Raw genomic sequence first — 25420 nt, 5'->3', positions numbered from 1 at the left:
TATTATTGACCGTAATACGAATTCTTTCCGTGTTTACGTTCGTAATGTTTTTTTATTAATGAATCCTTTAATCGAGGTGCATTTGAGTTTATTTGCAATGTTAAATAGGCCATTTGTGCAACCGTTTCCAATACTTTACTATTATAAACCGCTTTTGCAGCATCTTTTCCCCAAGTAAACGGACCGTGATTTCCTATCAACACCATTTCTACTTCTTTATGAGAAAGATTTTTATTATTAAAACAGTCCAATATTTGAATTCCTGTATTGTGCTCGTAATTTCCTTTTATCAACTCATCACTCATGGGAGGCGCGCAAGGAATATCTGTTGTTAAATGATCTGCATGTGTAGTTCCAAAAATTGGAATATCTAATTGAGACTGTGCCCAAGAAACTGAATACATTGCATGCGTATGTGCAATACCTCCAATATCATCCCAGTTTTTATATAAATATGCATGGGTTTTTGTATCGGATGATGGTCGCATTGTTCCTTCAATTATATTGTTATCAAAATCCAAAACCACCATATCTTCTGGCTTTAAAACTTCGTATGGAACTCCACTTGGTTTTATTGCAAAAACACCATTTTCTCTATCAACTGCGCTCACATTTCCAAAAGTGTAAATTACCAATCCCAAAGCATTTAGCTCCATATTGGCTTCATAACACTCTTGTTTTAAGGCTTTATATTTGGAACTCATGGGCTAACTTTTTAAGTGAATTATTTTCTATAAATGAACTTAGTTCTGTATAAGACTGCATCAAATCTTTGTAGGCTTCAATTTTAGCTGGCTCAGGGAAATATTCAGCTTCAAAATCACTTCCCATTTTTTTACTAGCCTCAATTACATTTGGATAAATACCTGCTGCAACTGCTGCATAAATAGCTGCACCCAAAGCTGGAGCCTGATCAGATTCTGCAACTTTAATAGGTTTATTTAAAACATTTGCTAACGTTTGCATAATAAAACCTGATTTTCTAGCCACACCACCAATTCCAATTACACTGTCTATTTTTACTCCTTCCTCTTCAAACCTATCCACTATTTTTTTAGAACCAAAACAGATTGCATTTACCAAAGCTTTAAAAATATGTGGTGCTTTTGTCCCTAAAGATAAATTAGACATTGCTGCTTTTAATTCCTGATTAGCATCTGGAGTTCTTCGTCCGTTTATCCAATCTAAAGCTGTTGGAATACTTTCTGACAAGGGAATTTTTTCAGCTTGCTCACTCAATATTTTTATTAAATTTGAATCAATTTCTTCTTTTAATTGTTTTTTTTGTGATTCAGTTAAAATTTGAGAATTCAATACCAAATTCTCAATCGGCCAATCCAAAACTCCTTTAAACCAGGCCAATAAATCACCAAAAGCAGACTGACCAGCTTCTAAACCAACTAACCCTGGAATAACAGAACCATCAACCTGACCGCAAATACCTCTAACAGTTTTAGTTCCAATAACTTCTTTAGGAGAAACAATAATATCACAAGTTGAAGTTCCCATAACGCGAACCAATGTGTTATTATCTATTTTAGCCCCAACCGCTCCAGAATGCGCATCAAAAGTACCAACAGAAATAACTGTGTTAGTGCTTAATCCAAGTTTTTTCGCCCATTCAGTGCTTAAATTTCCAGCAACAACATCTGAAGTATAAGTTTCATCATATAAGTTTCCCCGAAGTTTTGCTAAATATGGGTCTAATTGACGTAAAAATTCTTCTGGTGGTAACCCATTCCAGTCTTCGTGCCACATTGCCTTATGCCCTGCTGCGCATCTACTTCTTTTAAAAGTTTTTAAATCTTTATTATCTATTAAAAGATAAGTCATTAAATCACAGTGCTCTAACCAAGTAAAAGCTGCATTTTTAACTACTTCATCTTCTCTTATAACGTGTAATATTTTTGCCCAAAACCATTCCGATGAATAAATTCCTCCTTCATATTTGGTAAAATCTTCACCTCCCCAATTTGATGCCAATTCATTTATTTCATTGGCTTCACCAATTGCAGTATGGTCTTTCCATAAAACCATCATGGCATTCGGGTTGTTTTCAAAACCTTTTACTAAAGCCAATGGAGTTCCATCTTCAGTTACAGGAATTGGAGAAGAACCAGTAGTATCAATACAAATTCCTTTTATGAGCTCTGGATTTACTTTTCCATTTTTTACAACTGATTTTATGGTATTCTCTAGTCCCTCAATATGATCTAATGGATGTTGACGGAATTGATTTATAGCTGCATTGCAGTATTCATTATTTTTCCATCTTTGATAATAGTGAACATTTGATGCTAATTCCTGTCCTGTTTCAGTATCAATAAGAACTGCTCTAACAGAATCTGAACCATAATCTAATCCAATTACATAATTTTTCATTTCATTTTCTTTATACACTGATACAAATATAACATATTTTTTAACAAGTGTAAATAAAACACTTGTTAAATTTGTTCAAATGTTAGTATTAATTCATCAATAATTAAATTTTAGTTGCTTTATACACTGTTTAACCTTTTTTCTCTCAAAAATGGTTACCTCACATTATATTTCAAAATAGTGAAAGAATTTGGTTGTAAGTTTACCTCTGCTCTACTTCCTTTTAATTCAAACTCAGTTTCTTTTGGGCTTATCTTATTTGGTGCTATAAAAGAGTTTTCATCTACCAATTTTTCACTAGTTAAAATTGTAATTGTTCCTTTTGAATTCAATCTTTTATCAGATAAATTAACAATTACATTTTGAGAATTATTTGATGTATTTACCAATTTAATAATCACCTCTTTTTTATCTGCATCTTTCGCTGCTGTTGCATATAAATTTTCCTGACCTGTTAAAGGTTTACCGTCTTTAGTTATAGAAAGCAAATCAGTTCCTTTATTGGTTGCATACATTTTTTGAACCTGATAATTTGCCGTTCCATAGGATTGCAAATTGTTAAACCAAATCATATCTGGAGCCCATTGAAAGGCATCAATATGAGCCATTAAAGGTGCATACGATGTTAATTGTACAACCTCTGCATTACGCTCTAAACCAGTCATAAAAGCAGCTTCAGAAAGCGCTGCTTCCCAATTGTTTTCCTTCGGACCATCTTCTACTTCTTTTGGGTGAGCTGCATATTCACCTGCAAATATTTTTGGTCCGTTTCTATTGTAACTATCATATCTATTTGCATTTTCTCTAAACCATTCTGGACTTCTATAATAATGCTCATCAATAATTTCAGCATTTAATTTTTTCAATTCCTCCATTCCATATTCAAAATAATCTCCATCAGGGAAAGGTCCGCTTCCCGAGACAATAATTATTTCTGGATATTTAGCTTTAATTGCTTTTTCAAAAACTTTATATCTTTCAATATAAGCTGGTCCCCATTGCTCATTACCAACTCCAATATATTTTAAATTGAACTTTTCTGGGTGCCCCATTTCGTTTCTAACTTTACCCCAAGGAGTATTAATTGAACCATTTGCAAATTCAATTAAATCTAATGCATCTTGTACATAAGGAGCCAACTCTTCCATTGGAACTAATTCTCCTGTGTTAAACTGACAAGCAATACCACAACTTAAAATTGGCAATGGCTCTGCTCCTAAATCTTCTGAAAGTTGGAAATATTCAAAAAAACCTAATCCAAAACTTTGGTAGTAATCTGGTGCTGGTTTGTGAGCAAACTCGGTATTCCATCTGTTCACTAAAATCTCTCTATCTATAACTGGGCCCACTGTTTTTTTCCATTGGTAACGACGTGCTAAAGTTCTACCTTCAACAATACAACCACCCGGAAAACGCAAAAAACCTGGATCCATATCTTCTAATAATTGTACCAAATCTTTACGAAGACCTTTTTTTCTTCCTTTCCAGGTATCTACTGGAAATAAAGAAATCATATCTAAATCAATTTCCCCAGTTCCTTCAAAAGTGATTTTAAGTTGTGCTTTTTCTTCTGTTTTTGAAGCTATAAGTTGTGCTGTATAATTTTTCCAATCTGTTGAAGTTGGAACAATATTAGTTTCACCTAAAACAACTCCTTCTTTATCAATAAATTGAATGCTTATTTTTTTAATATCTCCACTTCTTTTTAATGCGGCTATGTAAAAATTGTATTTAGCATCTTTATGAATTCCCATTCCACGAAATCCCTCATTTATTAAAGCATATCCTTTATCGCTATTAATTTTAACTCTGCAATAATTTCTATTACTTGGATTTCCTACATATTTAATTGCAGAAGCAATGCCAGATTTTAAATTGAATGAATGCTTGTTGCTATTAGGCTGAAGCCATCCCATAAAGGGATTTGTAAATTCAAATGAGCGGTTCTTAATCATTTCAGCATACAATCCACCATCAGCTGCAAAATTGATATCTTCAAAAAAGACACCATACATAGTTGGCTGTATTTTAATCCCAGTATCTTTAAAATCAACTACTAAATTGGTTGTTTCTTTAGAAGATGCAGTAGTTTTAGAAAAAGTTTCTTTTTCACCTTTTTCATTACAACTGAATAAACTACCAACTGTTATAGCAACTAAAAGAGTGTATTTTAAAAACGATTGTTTCATCTCATTAACTTTTAATAAAATTCAAATATTGGTTTTCCGATATCATCAAATTTCACTTCCATAACTCTTGCATGTCTATTTGGATCGTATAAAGGATCACCCACAATTTCGTCATAGTCTCTAGCATGATAAATGCTTAATGGCGTTTCTCCATCTTCTGCAACAGTAAAGCTGTTATGCCCTGGTCCGAATATTCTCTTTTCATAATCCGTCTCCAATACAGGGTATCTCGATTTTTTCCAAGAGTTTCTGTTTAATAAATCAGATACTGAATCTGCTTCCATCATACCCATGCAATAACAAGCACCGGTAGCACTTGCAGAAAATGTAATATATATTTTACCTTTATTTTTTATAACTGCAGGACCTTCATTTACCCAAAAATCAATTCTTTCCCAATCATAATCAGGTGTTGTTAACATAAATTGAGCTGTCTTTAGCTTAATTGGCGATTCCATTTCAGCTAAATATAAATTTGAGGCAGCAAACTGTCCGCCTGTTTTTTCAGCCCAACAGAAATATCTTTTTCCATTATTTTCGAAAACTGTTCCATCTAATGAAAAATCAATGAATGTTTTGTTATCACCATCTGCTGGTTGCATTTGTCCTAGTTCAATCCATTCATCTTTTAAAGGATCTTGACCTTTACATTCAATTACGTATGGTCTTAATTTCCAGATATCATCAACTTCACTTGCCGCAAAATAAACGTACCATTTTCCATCTAAATAATGAATTTCTGGTGCCCAAATATGCTGACTCATTGGTCCCGTTTTGTGTTTATGCCAAACATTAAATGTTTCGGCTTCTTGCAATTCATTTATCGACTTAGCTCTTCTAAGCTCAATAACATCGTATGATGGCACTGAACCCGTAAAATAATAATAACCGTCAGTGTGTTTATAAATAAACGGATCAGCACGTTGTTCAACAATAGGCTTATTTGTTGCTGTTTTTTCCATTTTATATATTCAATTTAGTTTTAATGGTTTCATAGTATTCATCGGTAATTTTATAGCGGAACATTAGTAAACCCATAATTACATGAAATACACCAGGAATAATAGTTAGCATAAGTGCAAGACCAAGCAATGTTGTTTCGCTTTGCACACCATCTGGAATATATTCAAAAAAGTCTAACAAATATCCAACTGCTGCTCCAGCTACTCCCATTCCAGCTTTTTGAGCGAAAGAAATTCCTCCAAATGATAATCCTGAAACTCGTTTGCCAGATTCTGCGTGACCGTAATCTACGGCTTCTGCAATCGCTGACCAGAATACTGGTGCATGTAAATCAACCACAAAGGATAGTATAAAATATAATACATAAGCTAAAACCATATCACCCGGTTTAATGGCAAAGAACATCACTAAACTAATAGCTCCAACTGCAAGCTGTGTGTATTTAAAGAGTTTTACTTTACAATAGCGTTTAGTAATATATGTAGATACTGGCATTGCTAAAATTGCAGCAGTAACACCAGTTGCCATGAAAGTAGACTGCACGCTAGCATCACCTCCAAGAAAATACTTTGCATAGAAAATAGCTACAGAACCACGAATTACATAACCTACTGTTCCTGTAAAACAAACGCCGAATAAAAGAGTCCATTGACCATTTTTAATCAATAATTTAAATTGTTCTGATAGCGGTTTTTTATCTACTACATGTTCAACTCGTTCTTTTGTTGTAAAGAAACTAAATAAGAAGAGAAGTGTTCCCAAAAGTGCCATTAATCCCATTGCTAACTGGTAACCTCTGGCTAAATCATTTTTACCTAAAGTTTCTGCCATAATAGGAACTACGATTGAAACAAGAAAGGCTGCTATTTTTGCAAAGAAAAGTCGATAACCGTTTGCAGATAATCGTTCTTTTGGATCACTTGTCAATACACCTATTAAGGATATGTATGGAATTGTAACCGAAGTAAACATAAGGGTTACAAAAATATACGTGACATAAGCATAAATCAATTTACCAGCATAATCAAATCCCGGAGTTGTAAATGTCAAAAAAACTGAGATACCAAAAGGCACTGATAGGTACAGAAAATAGTGTCTGTAGCGTCCCCATCTTGTTGTGAATTTATCGGTAATAAGTCCCATAAGCGGATCGGAGATCGCATCAATTAGCCTTACCAAAAGAAACATTAATGCCATGTCTGTGGGTTTTAAACCATAAACATCGGTATAGAAAAACGTAATAATTAGGAACATTGAAGAAATAACGACGTTCACTGCTGCATCTCCTGATCCATATCCTATTTTTTCAAGTATGCTTAACTTTTGATTGTTAGATTTCATAAATTATTTTCTAAATATTTTAAATATTCAACAGTTAAGCGTCAATCACTTCTGTTATTAATTAGTTTAATTTTTCTCTTTTTCTTTAATCCAAACTTTCATTTTGCCAATACCTCTATTGGACCACGCGTAATATGGTATTGCTGTCATATTTTTTGTTTGAATTGTATTTACTCCTTCTAAAAGATTATTTTCTTTTTTAACTTCAAAAACTTCATTTTTATCAATTCTAATGTTGTAGAAATTTTCTGGATTGTCAATTTCTTCAATAGCATAAACAATTGGACCAACTTCTAAAGCAATTTTATTTTTATTTTCTAGTACTTTTGAATTGGTAATTACTTCTTTTACTTTCATAGGAAAATCCAATTCAATTTGATCGTTTTTTTCCCAATTTCTCGTGATAGTAACATAACCTTCGTTTTCTTGAACAGCAACTTTTTCTCCATTAACTGTTACATTTATTATTTTTTTTGAAGGTTTTAGATAGCTGTACAAATCGCCCGAAAGAACTTCATTTCTTGCCCAGCCAGGTACTCGTAATTTTATGCTAAAATTCGTTTCAGTTTCAGGATGTATGGTTACAGAAACTTTTCCATCCCAAGGGTAATTTGTGTTTTGTGTAATTTGAATGTTGTTATTTTTCAATGCAATTGACGCTTCATTTGAAGCATATAAATTCACATAAATTTCATCGTTAGTTTTAGAATAAATCAAACCAGGAATTGAAGGGATAAACCTTATAACATTTGTTGGACAACAAGAACAATCAAACCAAGATTGACGAGTGCAAGATCCTCTATTAGACTTATAAACACCATCAGACTCTAGAGCATTTGGATAAAAGAATTGTTGGCCATCTAATGACAAACCAGAAATTAATCCATTATAGAGCGTTCTTTCAATTACATCAAAATATTTTACATCTCCAGATAAATTATGAAGTCTGTGATTCCAATACACATCTCCAATAGATGCGCAGGTTTCATTATAAGCAGTTAGATTTGGTAATTCATAATTTTCTCCAAAAGCTTCACCATCATGTCTTGCTCCAATACCACCGGTGATATACATTTTTTTGTTCACCATATTTTCCCATAGATTTAAAACTGCTTTTTTATAGGCTGTATCCTTTTTTATAGCAGCTATATCGGTCATTGCAGCATACATATATACTGCACGCACAGAGTGACCTACAACTTCGTCTTGTTCTGTAACTGGAATGTGATCTTGGGAATAAGGACCGAATAATTCATGATTTTCTGGATTCCCACGATTGTCTAAAAAGTATTTTGCTAAGTTTAAGTAGTCCTCTTTTTTTGTAATTTGATATAATTTTATCAATCCAGATTCTATAATTTGATGCCCAGGAACTGCCTGAATTTTACCTTCTCCATCACCAAAAGTTTTTACCATTAAATCTGCATTTTTCAATGCTACATTTAAAAAGTTTTTCTTTCCAGTTGCTTCAAAATGAACCGTCGCAGCCTCATATAAATGACCCGCATTGTAAAGCTCATGACTCATAAATAATGACTCCCATTTTTTTCCTTCATCAACTTTTACCCAAGGAGCAGGTGGTTTGGCAGGATTAATAGTTCTCCAAGTTGTTAAATAACCATCACTTTCCTGACCAATTTTAACAATATTAATTAAAGAATCTAATAATTTTTCAAGTGGTTTATTAGGTGCACTTATTAAAGAATTTGAAGCTCCTTCAATTATTTTATACACATCTGTATCATCAAAAGGCATTGCACCTTTCACAGTACCTTCTAACTTTTTTCCTGCAATCAGGAAATTATCAAAACGTCCTTCTTCTTCACATTTGTTAATTGCATAATCAATAGTTTTTTCCTGAACTCTTTTTATAATTGGCAGCCAAAATTCATCTGTCAATTTCACATGTTGAATATTCACTGATGCAATAGGATATCCTGTTTTTGTTTCTTCTACTTCAACCTTTTCCTTCTTATCTGTTTTACAATTAAACAGTAAAAGTGAAAATGCTATAATTAGTATGTTTTTTGATAATTTCATATTTAATCCATTGGTTTTACTATTGGCCATCCATCTACCCAAGACATTTCCTTTACAATCAATTTCGGTTTTCCATTATCACTAGCATCATATCCGTGCATAAATGTATAATCTTTACCATCAAAAGTGAACACGCTATTATGACCAACACCATACCAGTTTTTGTTACCTTCAATCACTATAGATCCACCACCTTTATTAAGTTCTTTTCCGTCTTTATCAACATATGGTCCAGTAACAGATTTTGAGCGACCAACCACTAATTTGTAAGTGCTTTTTTCTCCACGACAACAATAATCCCAAGATAAAAACTGATAATAATAGTCACCCTTTTTAAAGATAAAAGGACCTTCTAGAGCTGCGTTACCTGGATCTGAATCTTCTAAACCGCTTTCTCTGTCTCGCCTTGCTATGGTTGTCCATTCTTCTGGTTGTGCAACTTCTTTTAAGTTGTCATTCAATTTTACCATTTTTAATCCGCTCCAAAACGAGCCAAATGCTAACCATGGTATTTCGTTTTCATCAAAAATTAAATTTGGGTCTATTGCATTCCATAAATCTCTGTTTGGTACCGATTGAATGACAATCCCTTGATCTTCCCATTTGTAATTTTCCTCTTCTGGGTTTAAAGTTGAATTGGTTACTAATCCAATTGCAGAGGTGTTTTTACCAAAAGCTGACACTGAATAATACAAATAATAAGTCCCCTTATGAAGCGTAATATCCGGAGCCCATATATGTCCATTAAAACCTGGTGCTACATCTAAAGCCCATTCAGGTGATTCTGCAAAAACAGGAGCCGCCTGTGTCCAAGTTTTTAAATCTTTAGAAGTAAAACTTGTAATTCCTGGTCCGGTGCAAAATAGATAAAATGTATCTCCTTGTTTAGCAACTACAGGATCGTGAGTAATTGGTCTTTCTTGAGCACAAGAAACTGAAACCACAAAAATTGCTAATAAAAAAAATATGGTTTTAATAAATTTTGAATTGATTTTCATTAGTATTATTTTTAAATTTTTACTGAATTCCTTCTGAAGTCATCACAATTCGCTGCATTGTTCCATCTTCATTGTAATGCAGCTTATCTATACAAACTGAACGTCTAAAACTTCCTCCATTTGGTTGAATACTACCATTATGATAAAAAAAGTAAGGTTGTCCTTTAAACTCAATAATTGCCTGATGGTTTGTGTTGCTATTTCCAGCAACTTCATTTAAAATACCTTTAAATTCCCAAGGCCCGTGTATAGATTTGCTCATCACATAGGCTATTTTTTCAGGAAATTGATACGCATAAGATAAATAGTACCATTCTCCTCTTTTATGTATCCAAGGTGCTTCTGTAAAGTTTGGCAATTCAATAGTTTCTATTGGTCCATCCAACTCAATCATGTTCTCTTTTAACTTCGCATAATGACATACTGTATTGCCCCAAAATAAATAAGCCTGACCATCGTCATCAATAATTACAGACGGATCAATATCATCCCAACTAATATCAGTATGTGTTGTCATATCATTGGTAATTATGGCTTTCCCTAGAGCATCTTTAAAAGGTCCTATTGGACTATCGGCAACCGCAACACCAATTGCTTTACCTTCAATAGTAGCATGTGAAACTGTTACATACCAATAAAATTTACCATTTCGTTCAATTACTTGTGCAGCCCATGCATCACCTGATGCCCAAGAAAAATCAGATGTTTTTAACGGAACTGGATGCTCTTCCCAATTAACCATATCAGATGATGAATACACCAACCATTCATTCATTTTATAAAAATCGAAATCGTTTGGAGCCTCATCATGACCAGCATACAAATACACTTTATCATTAGAAACAATTGCAGCAGCATCTGCTGTGAATTTATCTTTAATTATTGGGTTATTTATTTTTAACGGCTTTTCAACTTTTGCAGGTTGTTCTGAAACCGAAACCTCTTCAGCTTTTTTAGAATTGCAAGCCGCAAAAAGTAGCATAGACACTATGAATAAAAAAATATGTTTCATCATTTTTATTTTATAATTCTTCTTCGTTTAAAGAATCAATCGAAAGAAGATAATTTTAATATAATTTCTTTGCCCAAACAGGACGACCAGTTGGTGTAAATCCTGAATAAGTTTTTGTTGTTTTTCTAGGAGAAGCTTCCCAATCCCATGCATCGGAAACATTAAATTGATTTCCATTTATAGTGATAATTTCGTTTACGCTATCGAAAGACCAAGTTCCAGTAACACCGCCACCGCTAAATTTATTATTGCTTGTTAAAGATACATTCACAGATTTTTGGATTACTTTATATTGGTAATCCATTGTAATTTGCTCCCAAGTACCAACCATTGAAGCCTCTAAAATATCAGTTTTTGGAACAGCAGCATATCTTTCCGGAGCTACTACTGGCCATCCATCATCCGTCCATTGAATACTTCTAACATGCCCCATCATAACAGCATTTGAAACATTAATTCCAGATACATTTTCAGGTAATCTAGCTTGTGAAGCATAAAACCACTCTTTAGTATCAGGATTTTGAAATACTGAACAGTGTGCAAATCCAACCCAACCTGTATGATTGTTAAATGAATAAGGATGTGTTACCATAGGCCAACTTTCGGCACCTTCTGTAACATTACCACCGTCTATTCCAAAGTAAGGACCTGTAATATTTGAGGAACGCACAACTCTTGTGTTATAGGCAACAGATAACTCATCATATGCTAAAAACAAATAGTAGTATCCTGTATCTTCATTATAAATAATTTCCGGACCTTCAGATGCTTGCCAACGACTATTACCTCTTTTTGCTATTTTAATTCCATAATCTTCAATAGTCTCTAATTTATAGGGCTTACCAGTTTCGGGATTTAATTTTAAAGCAGCAATTCCTGAATGCCAGGAACCATACACTAACCAATGTTCTCCCTCTGGTGTAATAACCATACTAGGATCTATTGCATTAAATTTAAAATAACCGCTCCAATCGTTTCCTCCAGTTCTTGTATACGTTTCCAGCCCGTCAGGTTCAGAACAAACCACCATTCCTTTATCTTCCCATATATTTGAAGCTAAATCATCTGATTCTGCCAAACCTATAAAGGCACGTTCACTCCAAGAGGTATTTGTGTCTGTTCCAACAATGGGATTTGTTACTACAATGCTATAATACAATCTAAATTTATTCCCTACTTTTTGAATATAAGGAGCCCAAAAACCATAGTCCGGGTTTTCTATTGGAGGTAAAGCCGGATTCATTCTAGCTCGTTTATTATTTAAAGAATCTTTTACCCAAGCAGGTGCAGCTTGAAAAGCAGCTCCCATATAATCCCAATTCACTAAATCTTTAGATCTTCTGTATGGAAAATGCCCATGTCCATCGTGGGCATTTCCATAGGAAGCATCCGTTTGGTACATATAATAATAGTCTCCATCTTTTGCCACTGTTGGGTCATGTACATTCGCCAAATTCCATTTTGAACGGTCGTTCCAAGAGGCAATTGGTGTATAATCATCTGCATAATCCGGTCCAGGAAAAGTTTCTGGAACAACAACAATTGGATCTGGATCCGGATTTGGGGTAGGTTCTAAATTATCATCACCTGAACAACTACTTATTGATAGTATCAATAAATAAAATATAGAAATTGATATTAGTTTTAAATATTTGTTCAAGTTTTTCATAAAAAATCTAACTATTATTTACCTTCTAAAACAATTACAGAAAATGCTGGGATTTTTACTGTAAGAATTCCCTTTTTAACTTTAAAATCTTTAAAATCAGCAGGCTGAACTTTAGTTGGATTCTGAAAAGTATTATGATCTTGTAATTTTGATGAACTTAGAATTGTTCCTGTAATTTTTTTAATTCCTAAGTTTTCAATATTTATTTCAACTGTATTTTCCTTTTTAGAATCAATATTCGCTAAAGAAATATGGATTAGACCATCTTTATCTTTTGACGTAGAAACGGACAATGCAGGGATTTTTTCTTCACCTAAAGAATAATCTACATTTTCAAATGATGTTGGTAACAACTGTGCATCATGATGAACTTTGTACATTTTCATTACATGATATGTTGGCGTTAAAATCATTTTTTCTTTATCCGTTAAAATAACTGCCTGTAACACATTTACTACCTGAGCAACGTTAGCCATTTTAACTCTGCGTGCATGATTGTTAAAAGTATTTAATGTTGTTGCCGCAATCATAGCATCTCTCATTGTATTTTGTTGAAATAATACTCCATTTGCTATTTCTGGTTCTGTATCATACCAGCCACCCCATTCATCAACAAAAAGTGCAACTTTTTCTTCAGGATCATACTTATCCATAATCGCAGAATGTTTAGTAACTAATTCTTCCATTTTGGTTGCCTCTTTCATTGATTTAAAATAAATTTCTTCATTAAAATCTTTTGAAGGTCCTTTTACTGTCCAATCAATTACAGCATAATGATGCAAAGCAACTGCTTCCATTAAGTGATAAGGAACATTTTTCATTAAAACTTCCGTCCAATTATAATCTTCACTTGAAGCACCTGATGCAATTCTAACAATTTTATTATCGTTAGACCAACTAGACATAAATGTGGCATATTTTCTATATACATCAGCATAATATTCTGCGGTCATATTACCACCACAGCCCCAAGCTTCATTTCCGATACCCCAATATTTTACATTCCAAGGTTCTTCTCTTCCGTTCTCTCTTCTCCAATCAGCCATAGGACTTATTTGTCCGTGATTTGTATATTGCACCCAATCTGCTAGTTCTTGGACAGTTCCACTTCCAACATTACCTGATAAGTAAGGTTCAGCTCCTAAGCTTTCACATAAATTTAAAAAATTATGTGTCCCAAAGCTATTATCTTCTGTGGTTCCACCCCACCAAAGGTTTACAATTGTTGGTCTATCTTCCTTTGGTCCAACACCATCTTTCCAATGATAGGTGTCCGCAAAACAACCGCCTGGCCATCTTAAATTAGGAATCCCCAATTCTTTAAGCGCTTCAATTATATCATTTCTAACTCCATCGGTATTTGGAATAATTTTGTTTTCCTCACCAACGTAAAGGCCTTCATAAATACAACGTCCTAAATGCTCAGCAAAATGGCCATATATATGTTTGCTAATTATGGGTGCGTTATCATCACTATTAATTGTAACTGTAGTCGCATTATTTTGTGAAAAAACACTAAGTGTTCCAATTAAAAAAATAGCTAAAGAATTTGAAATTATTCTCTTTATTTTTATCATACTATTTGCTTTTAAAATTATATGGCAAGTTATAAAACTTGCCATATAAAAAATTAACTCAATCTAACAAATTCAAATTAAATTTTATTATTAATAACCGTCATTTTGCATTGTTCCCGGGTTATTATCCATTTCTAATTGTGGAATTGGAAAATATTCTCTACCTGCTTTATAAGTATCATATTCATAATCTCTAGATTTTAACCAATCTAATTTTGATGAATTTTGCAACCAACCCCATCTTCTAACATCATCAAAACGGTGACCTTCCAAAGCAAACTCTAACAACCTTTCATGAGCTATTTGATCTCTCATTTGTTGTTGAGACATTCCTGGTTTTGTTGTTGCTAAATCTGGTAAATTTACACGATCTCTCACCATTTGAATATAAGTATATGCCGTTGCAGTTGCACCTGTTTCATTTAAACTTTCAGCGTACATCAAAAGCACATCAGCATAACGCATGATACGTTCATTAATTCCAGATCTCCAATCAAATTCATCTGGTTGTCCTCCATCAGAATTTTGGTATTTTCTACAGAACAAATCATTTAAATCTCCTTGATTACCTCCATAAAAAGTTGCGAAATCCTGTCCGTATAGCATCATGCCTTCTGGCTTGTTATAAAACATTGTTGCGTCTAATCTAGGATCAACTTCATCATCAACAGTTTTTTCAATATGAAAATCATCAAATAATGATCTTGTTGGCTGAACATCTGTCCATCCAAAACCTCTAGGTCCATAAGTAATTGCTCTAGCAGATGTTTTTCCCCATCCAGAGGCAGGAGCTCCACCCCAACCTAAATCTACACCACCAGCATCTCTGCTGAATTGAACTTCAAACACAGATTCTGAATTATTTTCATTCACATCTGTGAAATTATCTCTATAATTAGCTACTAATGAATATACATTTGAATCAATAATTTTTTTAAAGGTATCTCTTGCATTTGCAAAATCATTTGTAAATAAATATGCTTTTCCCATATAAGCTAAGGCTGCACCTTTTGTTGCTCTACCTGTTTCTCCTGCATCTGCACCAGAAACACTATTATATGATGCCGGCAACATTTCTGAAGCCATTTGCATATCTGAAATTACCTGAGCCCAACCATCTGCATTTGATTTTTGCTCATTGTATATTTCACTATTGTTTAAAGGTAAAGGAACACTTTTAAACATATTTACTGCATGAAAGAAATATAGGCCCCTTAAAAAATAAGCTTGCCCTAAAATTCTGTTTTTTAATGCTTCATCCATTTCAATTTCAGGAACATTTTCTAAAACTTGATTTGCTCTGTAAATACCTTGATAATAAGTTTCAAACGCCCATCCATAAATAGCGGCATCTGCAACACTAGAATTAAATCTTCCAACATTAAACATTGCTCCCCAAGGGCTTTGACTTCTACAATCATCACCTTTTAAATCTAATAAAAGCGGAGTACTTCTCATATACGTCCCATCGGTAAGTAAACTACCGTAAGCGGCATTTACACCTTTAAGTGCATCATCGTCTGTTTTCCAAAAAGATCCTTCAGTATATGTATTTGGATCAACTTGAATTAAATCTGATTCTTCAACACAACTCGCAGTAACAAGCGCAATTGAAAGAAAAACAAGTAGATAATATAATTTGTTATATTTCATTTTTTTATATTTTTAAATTTATTTATCGTCTAATTAAAAGTCAACTTCTACTCCAAACATAAAACCTCTTGGATTTGGGAAAGAACCGAAATCAAAACCTCTTGAAAATAACCCGCCATTATTAAAATCTGGATCATAACCTTTATAATTACTAATTGTTAGTACATTTTGACCAGAAACATAAACTCTTGCTCTTTGTACTATTTTAGTATCTTTTAATGGAACAGTATATCCTAATTCAAGTGTTTGAAGTTTGATATAATCACCGTTTTCAATAAAACGATTTGAAAGTCTGTTGTTTCCATTAGGATCTCCAATTATTGGTCTTGGAATATTTGTATCCGTATTTTGAGGTGTCCAAAAATCTAACATATCTGTATGGTGGTTTACATAATCTCCTAACATTAAATCATGATATGTTCCATTTATTACTTTATTTCCTCCGCTTCCCTGGAAGAAACAAGAAAAATCAAAATCTTTATAAGAACTACTAAAGTTTAGCCCAAAACTATATTTAGGAATTGAAACTCCCTGGAAACTTCTGTCATCATCTGTAATTAAACCATCATCATTTAAATCTTTGTATTTAATGTCTCCAGGAGCAGCTGAAGATTGAAATGCATGTGCATCAATTTCTGCTTGATCTTGAAAAATTCCTTCAACTTCATATACATACAACTCTCCAATAGATCTACCTACTTCAGTTCTTGAACCAGTACCATTTATTGGGTTACCATCTAAGCCAATTTTTAATACTTCGTTTTTAAGAGTACCTAAATTAGCAGAAATATTGTATTTAAATTCATTGTCTGAATTATTATAACCAACAACAAATTCGAAACCATTATTTTTAACTGCAGCGGCATTTGTAGTTATACTTGCTGGAAAAGAACCTGTAGAAAATGGTAGCGGTACATCAGCTAAAAGATTTGTCGATTTTTTTTCGAAATATTCAACAGTTACATTTAACTTATTATCCAACATTCCTAACTCAATAGCAGCATTTATTGTTTCAGTATCTTCCCATTTAATATTAGGGTCTTTTAAAGATACAGCAGTAGTTCCTGGAGCTAAATTGTTACCAAATGCATAACTGGCAAAACCATTTACTGTACCTGTATAACCGTAATTTGCAATTGTATTATTCCCTAACTGCCCATAACCTCCTCTAACTTTCATAGTGTTAATAACCTCAGGAAGATTTATAGAAGTTTCATTATGTACTTTCCAAGCACCTGATACCGAGAAATAATCCCCTGTATTGTTTTTAGATGGAAATAAAGAAGATCTATCACGTCTAAAATTAGCTGTTAATAAATATCTGTCATCATAAGAATAATTTAATCTAGAAATATAAGAAAGAGAAGTAATGGTACTTTCATATTCTCTTGCCGAAATATCATCAGCATATTCTATATGGCTAATTTCTCCTGGCTCAAATCCAACACCTCTTGAAATATGATTATAATGATCAAATCTTTCTTGAACCCAACCTAATAAAACATCAAATTTATGTTTTTCAATTTCTTTTGAATAGCTTAATAAATTATCAACAATTGTTCTTGTTTCATTTCCACTTGTTAAATCTAAAGCTGATTCTTCATTGGTTGTTAAATAATACCAACCTAAATCACTTGGTGGGTTAAAAAATTTTGTTTGCCAGTCTAATTGATCGGCACTTGCTCTTAAAGTATATTTAAGGCCTTCTATAATTTCATATTCCCCCCAAACATTTCCAATAAATCTATTTCTTTGATTACTATTATCAATTAAGTTATTAAAACCAATAACATTTAAAGTAATAGCTCTTTGAGTTAAGTTATCTGCTCCACCATATCCACCTAGTCTATTTTCATCATATACTGGCATAGTTGGTATTGCCTGAAGCAATTGAATTACTGATGAAGTACCTGGCAGGTATTCATTAAAATTTTCTTTATCAGATTTTGTGTATCCAATTTTTGCCCCATATCTAAATTTACCTTTTTCACCATTTAAATTTAATGTAGTAGATAAACGATCGTAATTTTGAGGTGTTTCAAAATAACTCGAATTATCAAAATAATCGATATTCATACTATAATTTAAACTTTCAGCTCCCCCTGCAAAAGTTAAGGAGTGATTTTGAATAATTCCTGTTTTATAAGCTTCATCTTGCCAATCTGTATCAACGTTGTTAATATACAATGGACTTGAAGGGTCATTTCCAGGCACTACAGACAAGCCTGCATTTATCTCAGCAGCACTTGTAATAGTTTGATATCCAACCCTATCTGTTAAAGATAAATTATTTGGTACATTTTGAAAACCAACAACTGATTTATATCTCAAATCAATTTTTCCTGTTTTTCCTTTTTTAGTGGTAATAATAATTACACCATTTGCACCTCTTACACCGTAAATAGCTGCCGATGATGCATCTTTTAAAACTTGCATAGATTCAATTTCTCCCGGAGCAAAATCATAAGGAGAATCTACAATCATCCCATCAATAACAAATAATGGATTGTTATTATTAAATGAAGTAATTCCTCTAATTTTAATATTAACAAAACCACCTGGCTCTCCTGAAGATTGAACAGTTACCCCAGCAACTTGTCCTTGCAACATTTTACCAACATCATATGAAACCGTTTTTTTAGCCTCATCCACATTTACAACGCTTACCGCACCTGTTAAATCTGATTTTCTTTGAGTACCATAACCAACAACCACGACCTCATCTAATGAAGTAGTATCATCTTGTAAAGAAACATTCACTACGATTTGATTCCCTACATTAACCTCTTTATTTGCAAAACCGATATAAGAAAACACAAGTACATCGTTTGAGGATGCATTAATTGAATATTTTCCATTAAAATCGGTAACAACTCCATTTGATGTTCCTTTTACTAATACATTAACACCTGGTAACGGAGCTCCCTCACTTACAGATGTAACAACTCCCTCTATTACCTTGCTTTGCTGTGCCAATAGATTATTTGTGTACATAAACATAATTACAATTGCCATAAGCCACTCTTTTTTAGGCCAATATAACTTGTAATTAAAAAATAATTGTTTGATTGCTATCATACTATTTGGTTTAAATTAAATTATAAGTGTAATAATTACATTTGTAAAATAATGAAAAAAAAATAACATAACCTAATTTTTTTATATAAATGTTTTATCTACACTTGTAAGTCTGTTTCTTGTCAAAACTTAATAAAAACAACTCTCTTTTTATTATGAATATTTTATGTAACTTTATATCTTAGCCCAAAATATTTGTACATGTTAAAGAATTACAGTGCTGAAGATAAGGTCTTACTTGCGGTAGATTGTATAATTTTTGGTTTTGATAATGAAGATTTAAAAATTCTTTTAATTAAAAGAGATTTTGAACCAGAAAAAGGAAAATGGTCATTAATTGGTGGATTTTTAAAAAAGAATGAAACTTTAGACAATGCAGCAACTAGAATTCTTCATAGACTTACTGGGGTTCATAATATTTATATGGAACAATTTTATGCTTATAGTGAAGTTGATCGTGACCCTGTAGAAAGAACTATTTCCGTTTCTTATTATGCATTAATTAATATTGAAAATCATAATGAAGAATTAAGTGAACATTTTAATGCAAAATGGTTTAGTCTATCTAAGGCTCCAAAATTAATTTTTGATCATAACGAAATGTTAGAGAAGGCCATTAGAAGGCTGCAAAGAAAGGCCAGAATAAAACCAATAGGTTTTGAGCTATTACCAGAAAAATTTACAATGCTTCAACTTCAAAAATTATATGAAGCTATTTTAAATAAAAAAATAGATAAAAGAAATTTTATCAATAAAATAAATTCTTTGGATATTTTAATAAAATTGGATGAAAAAGATATGACTTCCTCTACAAAAGGATCATTTTTATATAAGTTTGATCAAGAAAAATACGATGACAAACTTATGAGCGACTTTTATATTAAATTGTAATATTTCGAAATTATTTTTCTAATTATTAGAAGTCTAATTAGATTTTTTACTTTGCTGAATTTATTTTAAATCAGTTTTAGAAAGAACCTAAATCCAGTTTGGGAAAACTTAATTTATTGTACTAAATATTTTTCAATTAAATTACTAAAAATTTTAACATTTATTGGCTTCGATAAAAAATCATCACAACCCACAGAAATTGCTTTCTCCCTTTCTTCTGTTGCTGTGTATGAAGTAAGTGCAATTATTGGCAGATTATGGCGAAACTCTTTTATTTGAGCTGTTGATTCATATCCATTCAGTATTGGCATTTTCAAATCCATTAATACCAAATCAATTTTATCATTAATTTTACAAAATTCAATAGCTTCCAATCCGTTCTTAGCGTGAAGTATATTAATATTTAAATTCACTAATTCATTAAGTAATGCTTCTACATATAGAAAATTAACTTCTTCATCTTCAACAACTAAAATTGTATTTTTAATATTACTTTTCTTTTTATCTGATTCATCATCTATAAATACAGGTTTATAAGGGATTGTGACTAAAAAAGTAGCGCCTGCTCCTTTTTCAGATTCAAGCCTTATATTACCACCCAATAATTCTATATTTTCTTTTACAATTGACAGCCCTAATCCAAGTCCTCCAGTTTTTTTAGATAAGTCTTTTTCAGCTTGAGAAAAACGTTCAAAAATTGACTCATGTTTTTCTTTTTCAATTCCGATTCCAGTATCTTTTACATAAATCTCTAGTTGGTTATTTATTAAATGATAGCCCAACTCTATATTTCCTTCATTTGTAAACTTCAATGAATTTTCTAAGAGATTACTTATTACCTTATTAAGTTTTGTTTTATCGGTTAAGATTGTACTTCTTCTGTCAGACAACTCATTTTTAAGATATAAGGGTGTTCTATTTTCCTTAGCTTTAATATCAAAAATTGAAAATAGCTCCATCATTAAATCATTTAGACAAATTTCATTTTCTATAACTTTAATTTGTTTAGTTCCAAGAATTGATATGTCTAAAATATCATTAATAATTTGAAGTAATTGTTGTCCACTGCTTTGAATTATTTTAACATAATTCTTCCTTTTCTCATCTGATAAATTAGGCTTATTTAATAAATTTGAAAAACCCAAAATTCCATTCAACGGAGTTCTAATTTCATGTGACATGTTGTTTAGAAATTCAGTTTTTAAATAGTTACTTTCTTCAGCTTTTTCTTTGGCAAGTTGTAATTCCTTTTCAACCTTTTTTTGTTCAGTTATATCAACTTCAATTCCATCCCAACAAACCAAACCATTAATATTTCTCGGTTTGGATACAAAATATGACCATCTAATACTCCCATTTGGATTAATTACCCGAGCTTCAGTTTTAAAAACAGACATTTTATCTAGCGACTCTTTTTCCTTTCTCGTTAATTCATTTATATCATCTTTGTGTATTTTGTCATAAATTAAATTGGCGTTTTCTAAAACTTCAAATGCCTCACAGCCGTATAATTGTGAAACGGCATCACTTACATAATTAAATTTTCTTTTTGTATCATTAAGCATAATTACTTGATATAACATACCATTTACCAGGTTATTAGCTATTAATTTTAGCTTTTCTTCACTTTCTTCTGATTTTTCTTTAGCAATCTTTAGTTCAGAGTAGCTTTCTTTTAATAAGTTGTTTGTACTTACTAATTCCTTATTTTTATCTGATATGTTTATTGTTAAATTATTAGCCATTCTTTCGGCAAGTGAAATAGTACTTAGCAATGAGAATATTAGAAAGCTTAATAAAAAACTAAAGGCAATTCCACTTAAAAGAACAATAAAATTTACTGATGTAAAAAAAGAGTTTTTAGGTTGTGAAAATTGTAATGTCCAATTCTTATCATTTAATTCAACAGGCAATAGAAGGGTACTTGTTATTGATTTACTTCTACTCTCTTCATTAATTTTGGAACTGTCAAATAATAAAAATTCATTTGAAATACTATCCCTGTCATATATTTTAAGATCAATTTTATGTGGCTTATTAACATCAAGATTTCCAATTACACCTTCCATAAAATCATTCATCCTAAATGAAATAGCCGCCCAACCTGCAATTGCATCTCTTCTGTTTTTGACAGTATTAATAGGTAGGTTTTTCTTATAAATAGGAGAATAAATAACAATTCCTGGTTGAGGTTCACTCGAGCCTTCCTGAATAAGAGTTACTTTATCAGTTAAAATAACCTGATTTGAATCTCTTGCTTTTTCAATTGCAAATTTCATTAAAGGGTTAGAAGAAACATTGAAACCTAGCGCTTTAAGATTTCTATCTATTAATGGTTCAATATAAACTATAGGTGTATATGTTTTATGAATTCTATTTGGAAAAATAGCATAATTTTTACCTAATTCTTGACTAAAACGGGCAATATGCTTTTCTAATTTAAAATCGGGAACACTTTCTATAAATGCAACCCCTTGAAATCCATTTAAATGTTCTGCAACCTTACTTTTTTCAACAAAGTTTCTCCAGTCATTCCTTGTAATGGTATCTGAAGACATAATATATGACGAACTTGTTCTTGAAAATTGAATATAGACATTCAGCCTATTTTGAATTTTAGCCTTTATATCATTTGAACTTATTTCTAATTCCTGCTTAGTACTTTTGTCATTTTCTTTTTTAACATAGTAAGTTACTATAACTGATATAATTATACCAACTATAAAAATACTTAAAGATTTTAAAAAAGATTTTTCCTTAAACATTAAACCTGTAATTAAGTTTTATCTAATTTTTTTTTCAAACATAAACAATTTAATTTAAAAATTGGATAATGCTATTTTAATAGTACATATAAGACTCGAAAAAATAATCATAACTGTAAATACACCTAATTTAACAACGGGTCATGTTTTCTAATACTACTTGAATTTTTATTTTTTTATAAAATTATTTTTTAAGATTTAATTGAAGAAAAACCAGAAAATAATCCGATATGTATTTCAATTTAATCATTAAGTTAAACCAACATCAAAGACTAAAATAATAAAGATTCCAAATATTCTGATATCAGAATATTTGGAATCTTTTTGTGTTTTTTCAATCGTGATTTGTCACCATATTGAACAGTAGACAGTGCTTTACTTTTATGGAACCTTTAATGAGCGGTTAGAGCAATATGCACTTCTTGGGAGTAATAATTTGTCCTTTTTTATTTCCATAATTAAATCCGGGAGATAAGGTATTAATATAGATTTTCTCCTTTGATTCATCTGTATTGCTTAATGTATTTTTAATTAATGTTAAACATGATTCTTTCGTATTTTGTTTTAGAGCTGATGATTTCATACTATTTAAATTGAGGTATTTATAATTAATCTTAATATAACCGTTGTGGGGCTTTAGGCATGAAGCTAATCTAGTTGTGGGGCACTTATTTAGTTATTTACTAATAAAAATATGAGTGAAGTAATTTTTCCCTTTGCTATCGGACTTCATTGAAACTCCGAAATAAGTGAAATTGGGATTCTCAATTACTTTCCTGTGTGAAGCACTGTCTAACCAACCGTTAACAACTCCATGAGGAGTAGTATAACCATAGGCAACATTTTCACCTACTGCTTTGGCATTGGAGTAGGTAATTAAATTTTGTGCGCGTTGTGAAAAATTATCATGACTTGCTTGTCCCTCAGAAATCATATAACTGGTATGTTCATTGGCTTCAGATGAAATAGCCTCCATTAAATCTAATTTAGAAAGATTTATGCTTTCTCTATGGGCATTAACTAATCTTAATATTTCTGATTCCATCTCAGAATAAGTTGTCTTGGTAAGAACAATTTCATTAGTTGAATGCTCAAAATAAATACCATCATCTTCTGGTGAACAAGAAAACAATAAAAAGCTAAAAGCTACAAAGCTTACGTTCTTAATAAATACCAATAATTTTAAAAGGGTTGATTTAAATGGGGTTGATTTCATAGTGACATCGTTTTAATAGTAACCGAAAATTCTATTAGAAAACAATCTTTAAAAAAGGTAGGGTATTGTTCCTTCTATGGTACAAATATATATCAATTTTTTGTTAAAAAAAATAAAAAGACGGTTTATTTACCATTTATGAGCTAAAACATACCATTTATTTGTGATAATAAACCATTTATTATGTTTTAAGTACTTGTAAATATAGTTTGTTATACCATTTATTATGTAAAACATACCATTTATTACCAAATATGAACCCGCAAAATCATTATTTTTATCATTTTTTAATGATTTATGTTTATTTTAGGGAACAAAATTCTTTAAAAAATATATAAAAAATCAAACAAAAATCTATGAGTTTATAATTTTAGAAAATTTTTGAGTAATAAAGATAACAAATCGTTGATTTGGGCTTCATTTGAAGAATTAAAACCCAGTTCGTGTCCAAATTAAATATTTGAATCTTGATTTGGTATATCCTTAAGCTCTAAACCAAATGATTTTCTGAAAGTAAAGTCATCTATTACATTCGTTTTTTAAATAAAGTCGAAAAACACAAACATTGATTATTATAAAAAATGAAATCAACCTTAATATTCTTGTTTCCTTGATTTTAAGAAGAGGTTTGAAAAGTCAGTGAAAAATTATTAATATTTAAAGAAAAAGACTGTTAATAAAAAATAAACCGCTTTTTGTAAATTATGGAAATAAAAGAAAACTGATTAAAAGAAGGTAATGTTTTCTAATACTCTTTAAAATTTTATACTTTTTATAAAATTATTCTTTCAGCTTTAATTGAACAAAAACCGGAAAATGATCCGATGGGTATTTCAATTTATATGAATTATTTAAAGTTGCATATTTTTCAACCTTTATTACGTCAGAATTAGAAACGAAAATATAATCGATTCTTTTGGATGCCATTTTATTATAATTAAATGAATTGAAGGTTCCTTCCTGTCCATATGGTGCAACCGAAGAAATCTCTCTGGAATCTTTCATTTTAGTTTTTAAGTTTGAAATAGCTTCTGAATTTGGTTCTAGATTAAAATCTCCGATTAACATAACAGGTAAATTTTGCGAATTTAAATTTTCAATTCTATCTAAAATAAGATCCAAACTTTTTACACGAGCAATAGCTCCCATATGATCAAGATGGGTGTTAAAAACCCAAAACTTTAAACCAGACTCTTTATGTTTAAATAATCCATAAGTGCAAATTCTTGGTAAAGCTGCATCCCAACCTTTTGAAACTTTCTTTGGTGTTTCTGAAAGCCAAAATGTTCCGCTTTGTTCCAATTGAAATTTATTTTTTTTATAATACAATGCTGAATATTCACCTTCATTTCCTCCATCTCTTCCTTCTCCAAAAAAGTTGTAATTTTTCAATCCCTCATTTAAATAGGTAACCTGATGTGGCAATCCTTCCTGAATCCCAAAAATATCTGGAGCATAAAATTTCAACTGAGAAACTAAATAATCTTTACGATTTGGCCATGCATTTTCACCATCAGATGCAACATCTAATCGAATATTATAAGTCATAATTTTTAATTCTTGACCAAAACCCATTGTAAAAAATAATGTTCCAATTATTACTAAAAAATATTTTTTCACTCTTATTACTCTTTATTAATTTTTAA

General features: G+C 31.5%; 17 protein-coding genes. 1 reads left to right on the top strand and 16 read right to left on the bottom strand.

Annotation, left to right across the window (positions count from 1 at the left end; translation table 11 throughout):
- Positions 1–2 precede the first annotated feature (2 nt).
- The 12 genes from CHB63_RS12650 to CHB63_RS12595 form a co-directional block, all read right to left on the bottom strand.
- Positions 3–704 carry an L-ribulose-5-phosphate 4-epimerase gene (locus CHB63_RS12650; protein ID WP_089378834.1) on the bottom strand — a complete coding sequence of 234 codons (702 nt, stop codon included), beginning with the start codon at positions 702–704 and terminating at the stop codon, positions 3–5.
- Positions 688–2382, bottom strand: a complete 1695-nt coding sequence (locus CHB63_RS12645; protein WP_089378957.1) for a ribulokinase — start codon at positions 2380–2382, stop codon at positions 688–690. The genes CHB63_RS12650 and CHB63_RS12645 overlap by 17 nt, the downstream gene beginning before the upstream one ends.
- A 155-nt stretch (positions 2383–2537) precedes the next feature.
- Positions 2538–4571 (bottom strand): alpha-L-arabinofuranosidase C-terminal domain-containing protein, encoded by a 2034-nt coding sequence (locus CHB63_RS12640; protein ID WP_089378833.1) that lies wholly within the window; start codon positions 4569–4571, stop codon positions 2538–2540.
- 11 nt (positions 4572–4582) lie between these two features.
- Positions 4583–5533 (bottom strand): glycoside hydrolase family 43 protein, encoded by a 951-nt coding sequence (locus tag CHB63_RS12635; RefSeq protein WP_089378832.1) that lies wholly within the window; start codon positions 5531–5533, stop codon positions 4583–4585.
- A 1-nt stretch (position 5534) separates the two neighbouring features.
- Positions 5535–6875 (bottom strand): MFS transporter, encoded by a 1341-nt coding sequence (locus CHB63_RS12630; protein WP_089378831.1) that lies wholly within the window; start codon positions 6873–6875, stop codon positions 5535–5537.
- 66 nt (positions 6876–6941) lie between these two features.
- Positions 6942–8915, bottom strand: coding sequence for a glycoside hydrolase family 127 protein (locus CHB63_RS12625; RefSeq protein ID WP_089378956.1), 1974 nt, complete (start codon positions 8913–8915; stop codon positions 6942–6944).
- A gap of 2 nt (positions 8916–8917) precedes the next feature.
- A complete protein-coding gene (locus CHB63_RS12620; RefSeq protein WP_089378830.1) occupies positions 8918–9913 on the bottom strand; it encodes an arabinan endo-1,5-alpha-L-arabinosidase in 996 nt (331 codons plus the stop codon).
- A 19-nt stretch (positions 9914–9932) separates the two neighbouring features.
- Complete coding sequence (locus tag CHB63_RS12615; protein WP_217898414.1) at positions 9933–10925, bottom strand: glycoside hydrolase family 43 protein; 993 nt, start codon at positions 10923–10925, stop codon at positions 9933–9935.
- Between the two features lie 55 nt (positions 10926–10980).
- The gene (locus CHB63_RS12610; protein ID WP_245856962.1) at positions 10981–12540 is read right to left on the bottom strand and encodes an arabinan endo-1,5-alpha-L-arabinosidase; all 1560 of its coding nucleotides are present in this window, start codon (positions 12538–12540) and stop codon (positions 10981–10983) included.
- Positions 12541–12608: 68 nt separating this feature from the next.
- Positions 12609–14171: an alpha-N-arabinofuranosidase gene (locus CHB63_RS12605; protein WP_089378955.1), complete on the bottom strand. Its 1563-nt coding sequence runs from the start codon at positions 14169–14171 to the stop codon at positions 12609–12611.
- A 90-nt stretch (positions 14172–14261) separates the two neighbouring features.
- On the bottom strand, positions 14262–15824 hold the full coding sequence (locus CHB63_RS12600; RefSeq protein ID WP_089378827.1) for a RagB/SusD family nutrient uptake outer membrane protein: 1563 nt from the start codon (positions 15822–15824) through the stop codon (positions 14262–14264).
- 33 nt (positions 15825–15857) lie between these two features.
- A complete protein-coding gene (locus tag CHB63_RS12595; RefSeq protein ID WP_089378826.1) occupies positions 15858–18902 on the bottom strand; it encodes a SusC/RagA family TonB-linked outer membrane protein in 3045 nt (1014 codons plus the stop codon).
- 201 nt (positions 18903–19103) lie between these two features.
- Between CHB63_RS12595 and CHB63_RS12590 the strand changes: the two genes are divergently transcribed.
- The gene (locus CHB63_RS12590; protein ID WP_089378825.1) at positions 19104–19793 is read left to right on the top strand and encodes an NUDIX hydrolase; all 690 of its coding nucleotides are present in this window, start codon (positions 19104–19106) and stop codon (positions 19791–19793) included.
- A 113-nt stretch (positions 19794–19906) separates the two neighbouring features.
- Here CHB63_RS12590 and CHB63_RS12585 read toward each other — a convergent pair whose 3' ends face one another.
- From CHB63_RS12585 to CHB63_RS12575, 4 genes are all read right to left on the bottom strand, one after another.
- A complete protein-coding gene (locus tag CHB63_RS12585) occupies positions 19907–22558 on the bottom strand; it encodes a CHASE domain-containing protein (protein ID WP_089378824.1) in 2652 nt (883 codons plus the stop codon).
- Between the two features lie 403 nt (positions 22559–22961).
- Entirely contained in the window at positions 22962–23141 is a 180-nt protein-coding gene (locus CHB63_RS17060; RefSeq protein ID WP_141107312.1) for a hypothetical protein, read from the bottom strand.
- Positions 23142–23234: 93 nt separating this feature from the next.
- Positions 23235–23774, bottom strand: a complete 540-nt coding sequence (locus CHB63_RS12580; protein ID WP_089378823.1) for a CAP domain-containing protein — start codon at positions 23772–23774, stop codon at positions 23235–23237.
- A gap of 780 nt (positions 23775–24554) precedes the next feature.
- On the bottom strand, positions 24555–25394 hold the full coding sequence (locus CHB63_RS12575) for an endonuclease/exonuclease/phosphatase family protein (RefSeq protein WP_245856960.1): 840 nt from the start codon (positions 25392–25394) through the stop codon (positions 24555–24557).
- Positions 25395–25420: the final 26 nt, after the last annotated feature.

Origin of the sequence: Lutibacter flavus (genome assembly GCF_900188355.1) — a bacterium.
In the GTDB taxonomy this organism is placed as follows: Bacteria; Bacteroidota; Bacteroidia; order Flavobacteriales; family Flavobacteriaceae; genus Lutibacter; species Lutibacter flavus.
Note: the sequence above shows the minus strand (reverse complement) of the source record. Positions and strands in the feature narration are given on the sequence as shown.